Annotated in this window: 9 protein-coding genes; 6 read left to right on the top strand and 3 right to left on the bottom strand. The window is 65.0% G+C overall.

The window, feature by feature from the left end; all coding sequences use genetic code 11:
• Positions 1-4 precede the first annotated feature (4 nt).
• Positions 5-1,171 carry an ABC transporter ATP-binding protein gene (locus tag BJG93_RS19625; RefSeq protein WP_027195968.1) on the bottom strand — a complete coding sequence of 389 codons (1,167 nt, stop codon included), beginning with the start codon at positions 1,169-1,171 and terminating at the stop codon, positions 5-7.
• Between the two features lie 194 nt (positions 1,172-1,365).
• On the opposite strand from BJG93_RS19625, the gene BJG93_RS19620 reads away from it, so the two are divergent.
• Positions 1,366-2,409, top strand: a complete 1,044-nt coding sequence (locus BJG93_RS19620; protein ID WP_027195967.1) for a LacI family DNA-binding transcriptional regulator — start codon at positions 1,366-1,368, stop codon at positions 2,407-2,409.
• Positions 2,410-2,471: 62 nt separating this feature from the next.
• On the opposite strand, the gene BJG93_RS19615 is transcribed toward BJG93_RS19620, so the two are convergent.
• Positions 2,472-3,680 carry an MFS transporter gene (locus BJG93_RS19615; RefSeq protein ID WP_027195966.1) on the bottom strand — a complete coding sequence of 403 codons (1,209 nt, stop codon included), beginning with the start codon at positions 3,678-3,680 and terminating at the stop codon, positions 2,472-2,474.
• Between BJG93_RS19615 and BJG93_RS19610 the strand changes: the two genes are divergently transcribed.
• The 5 genes from BJG93_RS19610 (at position 3,679) to BJG93_RS19590 (ending at position 8,341) form a co-directional block, all read left to right on the top strand.
• Positions 3,679-4,008: a hypothetical protein gene (locus BJG93_RS19610; RefSeq protein ID WP_154671752.1), complete on the top strand. Its 330-nt coding sequence runs from the start codon at positions 3,679-3,681 to the stop codon at positions 4,006-4,008. The genes BJG93_RS19615 and BJG93_RS19610 overlap by 2 nt on opposite strands.
• A 121-nt stretch (positions 4,009-4,129) precedes the next feature.
• Positions 4,130-5,134 carry a sugar ABC transporter substrate-binding protein gene (locus BJG93_RS19605; RefSeq protein ID WP_027195965.1) on the top strand — a complete coding sequence of 335 codons (1,005 nt, stop codon included), beginning with the start codon at positions 4,130-4,132 and terminating at the stop codon, positions 5,132-5,134.
• A 97-nt stretch (positions 5,135-5,231) separates the two neighbouring features.
• Positions 5,232-6,221, top strand: a complete 990-nt coding sequence (locus BJG93_RS19600) for an ABC transporter permease (protein WP_027195964.1) — start codon at positions 5,232-5,234, stop codon at positions 6,219-6,221.
• Positions 6,222-6,259: 38 nt separating this feature from the next.
• Positions 6,260-7,057 (top strand): ATP-binding cassette domain-containing protein, encoded by a 798-nt coding sequence (locus BJG93_RS19595; RefSeq protein ID WP_407675329.1) that lies wholly within the window; start codon positions 6,260-6,262, stop codon positions 7,055-7,057.
• Positions 7,058-7,096: 39 nt separating this feature from the next.
• Positions 7,097-8,341 (top strand): ROK family transcriptional regulator, encoded by a 1,245-nt coding sequence (locus BJG93_RS19590; protein ID WP_027195962.1) that lies wholly within the window; start codon positions 7,097-7,099, stop codon positions 8,339-8,341.
• A 45-nt stretch (positions 8,342-8,386) separates the two neighbouring features.
• Here BJG93_RS19590 and BJG93_RS19585 read toward each other — a convergent pair whose 3' ends face one another.
• On the bottom strand, positions 8,387-11,500 hold the full coding sequence (locus BJG93_RS19585; protein WP_027195961.1) for a biosynthetic peptidoglycan transglycosylase: 3,114 nt from the start codon (positions 11,498-11,500) through the stop codon (positions 8,387-8,389).
• Positions 11,501-11,687: the final 187 nt, after the last annotated feature.

Here is an 11,687-nt window from a genome sequence, read left to right as displayed (position 1 = left end):
TTCTTCAAGCGTAATGTTCGACGGATTCGAGCGATGCGGCCGCGAAGCCGTCCTCGGTAAACAGATGACAGGCCGTGCGCGACACGCGCAGGCTTGCGCGATCGCCGGGAACCAGGCGCGTGTTGCCGGGCGCCTTGGCGATCAGCACGGCGCCGCCCGGTTGATCGAGGTGAACATAGCTGTGCTCGCCGAGCTGCTCGACGAGCGACACGGTGCGCGCGAGCACGCCGTCTTGCGCGGTCGCCGCGAGCGTGGCTGCCGATGCATCGACGAACTCGAGATGCTCGGGACGCACGCCGAGCGTGACCGGTTGCGCCGGCTGTAATCCCGCGCTGCTCACCGGCACGCGCACGTTCTCGCCAGTGTGATCGAGCGTGATGAGCACAGCTTGCGCATCGAGAGACGTCACCTTGCCCGGCAGGAAATTCATGCGCGGAGAGCCGATAAAGCCGGCTACGAAGCGGCTCCTGGGCCGGTGATACAGCTCGAGCGGCGCGCCGATCTGCGCGATGCTGCCGTAGCGCTCGGTGTCCTTGCCCGAATGCAGCAGCACGATCTTGTCGGCCAGCGTCATCGCTTCGATCTGATCGTGCGTCACGTAGACCACGCTCGCCTTCGCAAACTGCTTATGCAGACGCGCGATTTCCACGCGGGTTTGCCCACGCAAGGTTGCGTCGAGATTGGACAGCGGTTCGTCGAACAGAAACACGCCGGGCTCGCGAACGATCGCGCGGCCGATCGCGACGCGCTGCCGCTGCCCGCCCGACAGCGCCTTCGGCTTGCGCTCGAGCAGCGCTTCGAGTTGCAGGACGCGCGCGGCTTCGCGCACCTTGCGCTCGATTTCATCCTTGGGGGTCTTCGCGAGCTTCAGGCCGAACGCCATGTTCTCGAACACGCTCATGTGCGGAAACAGCGCATAGCTCTGGAACACCATCGCGACGCCGCGCTGCGCGGCCGGCACGTCGTTGACGATGCTCCCGCCGATCGACAGGTCGCCGTCGGTCACATCCTCGAGCCCGGCGATCATGCGCAGCAGCGTGGACTTACCGCAGCCCGACGGACCGAGAAACACGCAGAACTCGTTTTCCCCGATGTCCAGATCGACGTTGCGAATCACCGGTGCACCGTCGCCATACGCCTTCTGCACGCCTCGTAACGAAATGCTCGCCATTGCATCGACTCCGTGATTTAATCGGCGCGAAGTCGGAGATTAAGCGCTTAATCAGCAAGACCAAAAAATCGATCGCAAGGCGATCGATAGGTCTGTCTCCGAGATCGTTTTGTACGTTTGTTCGCCGACAGATGTTGCCGCGCCTCGCGTTGCGATGCAAATGTCGGACAGCCATCCCAACTATTGAGAACATCATGCCCACACTCAGCGAAGTCGCGCGTCATGCCGGCGTCACGCCAGCCACGGTGTCGAACGTGCTGCGCAAGCGCGGCCGGGTTGGCGAAACGACCCGGCAACGCGTGCTCGACGCGGTCGCGGCGCTCGGCTATCGGCCGCATCTTGCAGCGCGTGCGCTTGCCGAGGGCCGCGCGCCGACGCTTGCGCTGATGGTGTCGAGCATCGCCAATCCGTTCTATCCGGAGTTCGCGCTTGCGGTCGAACGTGCCGCGCGCACGAGCGGCCACTTCGTGATCATCTGCAATACCAACGAAGATCCACTGAGCGGCCGCGCGTACCTTGACCAGATCGCCGGCACCTTGTCCGAAGGCGTGCTCGTCACGAACGCGAATCTCGATTTCGCCGATCTGCGCAACACCGAAGCGCGTGGCACGCCGGTCGTGCTGTGCATGTGGGAGCGGCCCAACGAGCCGCCTGGGCTGCCGTGCGTCGCGGTCGATTTCCGGCTGGCCGGCAAATTGGCCGGCGAGCATCTGCTCGAACTCGGGCATCGGCGTTTTGGTGCGATCGTCGGCAGCAAGGCGTCGGGCATTCATGCGGCGCGCTACGAAGGTTTCATCGATGCGTTGCGCGCGGCCGGCGTGACGAAGAATCGCGTGCGGCACGCGGCCGACACGATCCACGGCGGCTACCTCGCGGCGCGCGCGCTGCTCGAAGCCGATCCGCAACTGAGCGCGATCTTCGCGACCAACGACTTGCCCGCGCTCGGCGCGCTGCACGCGGCCGCGGATCTGGGCCTTCACGTGCCGCAGGACCTGTCCGTGATCGGCATCACCGACATCCAGCTCGCGCGCGAGTCGCGCCCCGCGCTGACGACGGTGGCCGTGCCGACGGTCGAGGTCGCCGGACTTGCGGTGGCACTGTTGCGCGAGCTGATCGAGACGTCGTACGGGCAGGCGGGACGCGGCGCGCGGGAGGTGGCGGCGCGCGTGCCGATGCGAATTTCGTCCGAGCCCAAACTGATCGTCCGCGCGTCGACCGCCGTGCCGCGTTCGCGTTGAGGTCGCCGTCACCACTGCGAGCTGACGTTGCGATCGACGGAGTTCGGTCAGCTTGCGGTGCGTCAACTCGCGTGACGCGGCTGGCGCGCACCGACCGCCAACGCAATAAAGGCCAATGCCGCGGAGACCACCGCGAACGCGACGTTCGCCCACAAATGTCCGACCCGGGTCGACAGCAGCGCAATGCCGACCGCCGGCAACGAGTTGCCGGTGTAGCAGCACAGCAGATACGCCGATAGCATTTCGGCGCGTTGGTCCGCGGGCGCGAGCCGGTTGATCTCCTGCAGACTGCCGCGAAACCCGAGCGCGGCTGCGATGCCACACAGCGCCGTCGCCGCGATCAACACCGCGATCGACGCGACCACCTGCGCCCACAGCAGCAACCCGAGGCTCGGGGGCAGCAGCCACAGTCCGGCGAGCATCGCGGTGCGGGCGGTGAGTGTCGGCGTGACGATCACCGTGATCGTGCTCGCGGCGAACAGTTCGGCGACGAGCGCCCCGCTCAGCGCGGGGCTGTGCAGATGCATGCTGTTAGCGATCAGATTGGGCAACAGCGCCGCGAAAAAGCCGAGCAGCGCGAAGGTCGCGAATGCGGTGACCGCGGGCACGACGAATGCCACGCGCAATTGCGCGGGCACACCGATGCGCGGCGCGAACGACACCTGCGCAAACGACCGGGCGCGCGCCTGCACCGTTTCGCACGCGAGCGCCGTCAACGCCGCGGTAAGCAGAAGCGTCAACAGATAAACGGCGAACACGGTGCGCAACGGCCAGGGCGCGAATTGCGCGAGCAGACCGGTCAGCAACGACCCCACTGCGAGCCCGGCCAGATTGACCGCCGCGGCAAGGCGGCTAGCGGGCGCCTTGTCGGCGCCGGGGTGCAATTCCGCGATCCACGCGGTTGCCGTGGCGGCGCCGACGCCGATCGCGAGACCGCTCACGGCGCGGGCGACGAACAGCCACGCCGCATGGGTGGCGAACAGGAAGCACAGCGTGCTCGCGATCGCCGCTGCGAGCACGACCAGACTGACCGATCGGCGCCCGACCTGGTCGGACACGCGACCGAAGAGAAACAACGCGCCGAGATTGCCGATCACGTAAGTCGCGTACACGAGCGTGATGGTCAGCTCGGACAAGCCGAACCGGCGTTGATACAGCGGATAGAGCGGCGTGACCATCGTGCTGCCCGCGTACAGCACGCCAATCACCACGGCGGCGGCGAGCAGTGATCCGCGAGCGCCGAGCCGTCGCTGCGACCCATGCACATCCATGCGCCTCTCCGACAGGTTGACGTTCTGTCGACGCGAGCAAGCGCTATTCCGCCGCGCCGGCTGCTCGGTATTCGGCGCTCAGCGAAAACGCGTGACGCGCCGCAAATTGCGCGGAAAGTCGCCATTAAGCATTCAAACAGCTTTCAATCGAGCCAGGGATTTTCCCGAAGCCGAGGCGCACCGTTGCGCACCGCAAGACGGCGTCAAAGCCTTGCCACACAAGGCTATCAGCCTGCACGTGATCGCCAGCGCGGCAAATTTCCGCGTTTCATATTGCCTTGACGACCGGCCGCGCACCTGCTGTACTAAATCAACCAAAGTGATTTAGGCGATTCCCTTCCGACGAACATTGCGTCGAAGCGTCATCGCCGAGCGCGGAGCACACGGCTTCGCAGCTTCGGTCCATCTGCAGTACCAAAAGTCGTTGCCAATAACCGGAGGAGCGTCTCATGAATCTGAATTCCCGCAGGCGTCCTGTCGCCAGGACAATCGTATCGATGTGCGCCGCGGCAGCGGCGCTGTGGTGCGCGAGCGCGAGCCAGGCCGCCGACCAGCCCGTCATCGGCCTGATCACCAAGACCGATACGAACCCGTTCTTCGTCAAGATGCGCCAGGGCGCGGACGCGGCCGCGTCGAAAGACGGCGCCAAACTGATCACGGCCGCCGGCAAGTTCGACGGCGACAACGCGAGCCAGGTCACCGCGATCGAAAACATGATGACGGCCGGCGCGAAAGCGATCTTGATCACGCCGAGCGACACCAAGGCGATCGTGCCCAGCATCAAAAAGGCGCGCGCGGCCGGCGTGATGGTCGTCGCGCTCGATACGCCGACCGATCCGCAGGATGCGACCGACGCCCTGTTCGCCACCGACAACTTCAAGGCCGGCGTGCTGATCGGCAAATACGCGAAGGCCGCGCTGAACGGCAAGCCCGCGAAGATCGCAACGCTCGATCTCGCGCCGGGCGTGTCGGTCGGCGTGCTGCGTCACAACGGCTTCCTGGAAGGCTTCGGCGTCAAGGAAGGCGATCCGTCGATCGTCTGCAGCCAGGACACGCGCGGCGATCAGGCGAAAGGCCAGACGGCGATGGAAAACTGCCTGCAAAAAGCACCCGGCATCAACGTGGTCTACACGATCAACGAACCGGCCGCGGCCGGCGCGTATCGCGCGCTGAAGGCAGCGGGCAAGGACAAGGACGTGATGATCGTGTCGATCGACGGCGGTTGCGAAGGCGTGCGCAACGTGAAGGCCGGCGCGATCGCGGCGACCTCGCAGCAGTATCCGCTGAAGATGGCCGCGCTCGGCGTCACCGCCGGCGTCGAATACGCGAAAACCGGCAAGAAGGTTTCCGGCTATCAGGACACCGGCGTCACGTTGATCACCGACAAGCCGATGTCCGGCATCGACAGCAAGGACACCAAGTTCGGTCTCGACAACTGCTGGGGCAACAAGTAACGCGCATTGCACAGCGGCCCGTTGCGCGTCGCATCGGGCCGCCATCTGATTTGCCGCGTGACCTTCGCGTCACGCTCATGTATCGAGGACTGCCATCATGTCGACTCCCTCCGCGCCCGCCGGACGGCCGCGCCCGTCTTTCACCGAACATCTGCCGTCGCTTTCCGAGATCGGACCGCTGATCGCGCTGGTACTGGCCTGCGCATTCTTTATCTCGCAGAGCAGCCGCTTTCTATCGTTCCAGAACCTGTCGCTGATCCTGCAACAGACGATGGTCGTCGCGGTCATCGCGATCGGCCAGACCCTGATCGTGCTGACCGGTGGCATCGATTTGTCTTGCGGCATGGTGATGGCCTTCGGCTCGATCATCATGACCAAGTTCGCGGTCGTGCTTGGCGTACCACCCGTACTCGCGATTCTGTGCGGCGTCGCCGGGAGCACGTTGTTCGGTCTGCTGAACGGTGTGCTGATCACGCGCATCAAGCTGCCCGCGTTCATCGTCACGCTCGGCACGCTGAATATCGCGTTCGCGCTCACGCAGATCTACTCGAACGCGGAAAGCGTGTCGAACCTGCCCGACGCGATCATGTTCTTCGGCAACACGTTCAGGCTCGGACCGGCGGAAGTCACGTACGGCACCGTGCTGACGCTGCTGATGTATCTGGCCACGTGGTTCGTGCTGCGCGACACGGTACCGGGCCGCCATCTGTACGCGCTCGGCAACAACGCCGAGGCCGCGCGGCTGATGGGCTTGTCCTCGCAGCGGATTCTGCTGACCGTCTACACGCTCGCCGGCGCGATCTATGGCATCGCCGCGCTGCTGTCGGTGGCACGCACCGGCGTCGGTGATCCGCAGGCCGGCCAGACCGAGAACCTCGACAGCATCACCGCGGTCGTGCTCGGCGGCACGAGTCTGTTCGGCGGACGCGGATCGATCGTCGGCACGTTGCTTGGGGCGTTGATCGTCGGCGTATTCCGCAACGGCCTGACGTTGATCGGTGTTTCTTCCGTGTATCAGGTATTGATCACCGGCATCCTCGTGATTCTCGCGGTCGCCGCCGATAAACTCTCGCACCGCGGCCGTTGAGCCCGCACAGGAGCCCTGTCATGTCGACGCCGACTTCTATCTCCGCTTCTACCTCCGCCTCCCCCGCCATGCCGGTTCTGCAGGCACGCGGACTCATCAAACGTTACGGCAACGTGACCGCGCTCGACGGTTGCGATTTCGAAGTGCTGCCCGGCGAGATCCTCGCGGTGATCGGCGACAACGGCGCGGGCAAATCGTCGCTGATCAAGGCGCTCTCGGGCGCCACGGTGCCCGACCAAGGCGAGATTCTGCTCGACGGCAAGCCGGTCAAGTTCCGCAGCCCACTCGATGCGCGCGCGCAAGGCATCGAAACCGTGTATCAGGAACTCGCCGTCGCGCCGGCCATGAGCATCGCCGAAAACCTGTTTCTCGCCCGCGAATTGCTGAAGCCCGGCTGGCGCGGTTCGCTCTTCAAGATGATCGACAAGCGCCGCATGCTCGAGGAAGCGACCACGGCCATGAAGGATCTGCAGATCGGCATCCGCTCGATGCGCCAGGCGGTCGAGACGCTCTCCGGCGGCCAGCGCCAAGGCGTCGCCGTCGCGCGCAGCGCGGCGTTCGCGCGCCACGTGGTGATTCTCGACGAACCCACCGCCGCGCTCGGCGTGAAGGAAGGCAACATGGTGCTCGAACTGATCCGGCGCGTGCGCGAGCGCGGCCTGCCCGTCATTCTGATCAGCCACAACATGCCGCACGTGTTCGAGGTCGCGGACCGCATCCATATCCAGCGGCTTGGCCGGCGCGCGGCGCTCGTCAATACGAAGGACGTGCATATGTCGGAAGCGGTCGCGATCATGACCGGCGCGAAGGAAGCGGACGTCAAGGCGATCGCATGACGCGCCGCTCAAGCCGCTGAGCCAGGGCCAGACACGACAATGGACCCTTCCAGCACCAGCACGCGTTCGCCGGTCAAACGCACGGTCGGTTCGAATCAGGTCGGCATGCGGCAATTCAACGAGCGCATCGTGCTGCAAACGATCCGCCTGCATGGACCACTGCCGAAGGCCGAGGTCGGCCGCCTCACGCGTCTTTCGATGCAGACGGTGTCGATGATCGTCGACCGGCTGATCGTCGACGGCCTGCTCGAAAAACAGGCGCGCGTGCGCGGGCGCATCGGCCAGCCGTCGGTGCCGATCGCGTTGTGCGGGGACGGCGCCTACACGATCGGCGTCAAGGTCGGACGCCGCAGTCTCGACGTGCTCGCGATGGACTTCGCCGGGCGCATCGTGTGCCGCGACGTGTTCGAGTATGCGTATCCCGATCCGCGTACGCTGTTCCCCGCGCTCGAACACAAACTCTCGCGCGTGAACGAGATGCTCGGCGCGAAGGCCGGCAAGCTGGTCGGCGTGGGCGTCGCGGCGCCGTTGTGGCTCGGTGGCTGGCGCGATTTTCTCGGCGCGCCGCCCGACGCGCTCGACGCCTGGAACGACATCGATCTGCGCGCGCGCATCGCGACGATGACCGGCCTACCCGTCGAGTTCGCGAAAGACACCACGGCCGCATGCGCGGCCGAGCTCGTGATGGGCCAGGGCCGCGGCATCCACAACTTCCTGTATCTGTTCGTCGGCACGTTCATCGGCGGGGGTCTGGTGATCGACGGCCGTCTGCATGGGGGCCCGCACGACAATGCGGGCGCGGTCGGTTCGATCCCGCTGCGCGAAGGCGGCGCACGCAAACCCGCGCGGCAGTTGCTGCACGCGGCGTCGGGCTTCGTGCTCGAACAACTGTTCAGCGATGCGGGCGCGCCGGCCGCCGCGGCGCACGATCATCGCGCGCTATCGCCCGAGTTATGGCGGCATACCGAGCAATGGCTCGACGGCGCGTGCCCGGCGATCGCGAACGCGCTAACCAATGCGGCCGCGTTGCTCGATCTCGAAGCGGTCGTGATCGACGGCGAGTTCGACCGGCTATTGCTGCGCGAGATCATTCGCCGCACCGAGCGCGTGCTCGATCGTTTCGAATGGGAAGGCATGGTGCGGCCGCAATTGCTCGAAGGTGCGATCGGCGCCGACGCGCGCGCGATGGGTGGCGCGATTCTGCCGCTGTATGCGCATTTCGCGCCGGTCCATGAACTGTTTCTGAAGCCGGCGGCGTCGGAGGCGGGTTACGACGAGCGGTGAGTCACGTTCCCGCTGTTCGCTCGCATCACGAGATGCATCATCGGTTCACTTCGACGCAAGCTTCGCCGCGGGCGGCACCGACTCCGCCTGCGGCGCGCTCACCGTTTTGTCAACCGGCGTGTCGAGCAACGGCTGCAACGCCGGTGCCATCGACTTCAGCAACTGCACGGCCAGCGCACTCGTGAAGTCGTAGCGCGCGGCATACGGCTCATGCACCCACGCGGTCAGCGTGCCGTAGAAACGGTCGCCGAGCGCGAACACAAAGGTCGCGCTGCGATTCACTTTGCGCGACTCGATGAGCCGCGCGCCCTTCGCATACACGTTCAAGCGCTGATCGCCGGTGCCGGTCTTGCCGTAGACGGCGAGCGTTTCGCCGTTCGGGAACGTCATGCCTTGCGCCAGACGCCGCGCGGTGCCGCCCGTCACGACGTCGCGCAATAGCATCCGCACTTCGCCGGCGATCTCCGGCGACACCTGCTGCTGCGGCGCGACCACCGCGCGCTTGAAATGCGTTTCGTACGGCGTATCTTTCGCGAAGTCGATTTGCGTCAGCGTTTCGGTCGGCACCTTGTTGCCGTCGTTCGCGATCACGCCGATCAGTTGCGCGAGTGCTGCCGGACGATCGCCCGACGCGCCGATCGCCGCCGCATACGACGGCGTCAGCGACGCGAACGGATAACCGAGCGCTTGCCACGATTTGCCGATCGCGTCGTACGCGCGCAACTCGACCATGCGCTTGATGCGGTGGTCCTGAGTCACGTGGTAGCGCGTCTTGAAGAGCCACGAGTAGGTGGACAGGCGCACGTCCTGGCTCGCGCTTTCGACTTGCGCGAGCGTCGCGTCGGGATGCGAGCGCAGATAGTTCAGCGTCCACAACTCCAGCGGATGCACGCTCGAAATATAGCCGCGGTCGTTCAGATTGAAGCGGTTGATGCCGTACTTGTCGTAGAGATTCGCGAGGTCTTCGTCGTCGAGCATCGAAGCCGCCGGCGTGTTTTTCAGCGCCGCGTACATCATTTTGTTGAACCACGCGTTCGATTGATCCGGCGCGACGCTGCGCAGCGCGGTCGCCACTTTCGGCGGCGACTTGCGTACGCCAAGCAGCAACAGCGTGATCTGCTGTTCAGGCGTCTTGCCGTGGTATTTCGTGTAGAAACGCTTCATGTACACGCGGCTTTCCTGATCGGCGAAGCGCGTCAAGTACATCTTGCGGGTCGCCGGATCGCCGAGCCATTGCGACGACGGCCCGGTGGTCTGCACCATTTCATAGTGCACGATATCGCGCATCAGCCGCACGAACACGAGGTTCACCGAATGCTGGAACGCGCGATGCACGGTCAGGATGCGGCTGTTGTCGTCGGACTCGAAGTTCGTGAAGCTCTGCGCGCCGCCGCCCGTAAAGAACGTTTCGCCCGGGCTCGCCGAGTATTTGCGCTCGACGGCCGCGTCAAGCATAGGTTGGAGCGAATGATCGCGGGTGTGCAGCAGATAGTCGATCGCCCAGCGCGTCAGCCGATCGTTCGGATCGGGCGTGATCGCCTTCAGCTCGGCCGTGCTCAGCGACGCGTAACGGGTATGCAATTCGGTGACGATCTGCAGATACGTGATGACGGTGCGGAGTTTCGCGGTCGAGCCGAGATTGAGGCGTGCACCCGAATTGATGTCGAACGGCTGGTTCACGCTGTCGGTCTGCACCCGCACCAGGTTCGCGTCGCCGTGCCGCTCGAACAGCGTGAAACTGTAAGCGATATGCGACGGATCGTCGGACGCGCGCAACATTTCATAGCCGACGATACCCGCGGCCTTCGCACCGTCTTTCGTCGCGGCCGCGGCGAGGCGCTCGGCAACGGCCTGTTGCACGTCATTGTTCAGTGTGCCGGTCGCCTGCGCGTCGAGGCGGTCCAGTTCATAGAAGCTGCGCACGCCGAGCGCGGCGAGCAGATGCGAGCGCATCGACGTGACGGCCTTGCGCGACACGAACGAGCCGATATCCGGTGTGCCGCGCGGCGCGCGATGAAGATCGGCGTGGGCCGCCAGCGCCGCATCGCGCAACTGCGCGGTGATCACGCCGCCACTTGCGAGCAACCGCAAATAGCTGTCGGTCAGCCGTTCGAGTTCGGGATAGCCGCGCTGCAGAAAAAACGACGGCGCACGCTGCGCAATCATCAGCGACAGCGCTTCGCGAAACGCGAGGCCCTGCTCGGACAGATTCGCGTCGGTGGACGGCGCTTTCAGTAGCCGGTTGGTCTCGCGGAAATCGCGCCCATACCAGGCGGCGAGGCCATCGCCGATCCCGTTGATTTCGCCGACGCCAGGCTGCGCGGCAAGCGGCACCGAGTTCAGATAATGGACCACGATCTGTTCGCGCGCGGGCAGCGTTTGCGGTCCGTTCAGATAAGCGCGCACCGACGCCGACGCGATTTGCCGCAGCTTTTCGGGCGGCGTCGCGGTGCGGCCGCCCGCCGAGTGACGGAATTTCTCGATCTGCGTCGCGAGCGTGCTGCCGCCCGGCGTCTGCTGATGACGATTGAAAACGCGCGCGCCCTGATCGACGAGCGCGCGGCTAAAGCGCCCCCAGTCGATCGCCGGATTGCGGTTCGGCTGATTCGGGTCGAGCAGATAGCGGTCCTCGATGAACAGAAGCGAGTTCACGAGCAGGGGCGGAATGGCGTCGAAGCTGTCGTACACGCGGCCCGGAAACCGCACGCTGTAGAGCGGCACGCCGGTGCCGTCGAACAATTGCAGGCCCGCCGTGTCTTTTTCGTCGTAAGGCAGGAACAGGCCGTCATCGGCTAGCGACAGCATGCGTTCCGAATCGCGCGCCTGCGAGCTGATTTCGAAGCCATGTTGCAACAGACGCTGCTGGATGGCAGGCAAGAGCGCATAGCCGAGGCGCGTGTCGTACGGTCCCTTGTCGGCTTGCGGAAAGCGGATGGAATGGCTGGGCCCGTCGGCGAGGGAAAAACCGACGTCGCGCGTCAGCTCGGAAAGGTATCGCGCCTGCAGCCGCGAGGTTTCGATCTCGATCTGCACGAGACGCGCGATCAGCGCCGCCGCCAGCAGCAGGAACGCGGCCAGCCCCCATTTGAGCCACCGCCAAGTCCGGACGGGCGCGGCACCGGTCGCGCGAAGCGGAAACCGAAGCGGTGGCCGATTCATGGCTGCTCTCCCCGAGCGATGGCCAGGGCATGGGGCCTGGCTCACTTCATTCAAATGAGTGTAGCTCGGATCCAGAAGCCGTCACCGGTTCTAATTTGCCCGTCAGTGTCGCCGCTACAACAACTGCCGACGGCGGATGACAAAACTCGAACCGGCATGAGATATTGAAAGTCTTTCAGAGCACTAC

Origin of the sequence: Paraburkholderia sprentiae WSM5005, assembly GCF_001865575.2 — a bacterium.
GTDB classification, from domain to species: Bacteria; Pseudomonadota; Gammaproteobacteria; order Burkholderiales; family Burkholderiaceae; genus Paraburkholderia; species Paraburkholderia sprentiae.
Note: the sequence above shows the minus strand (reverse complement) of the source record. Positions and strands in the feature narration are given on the sequence as shown.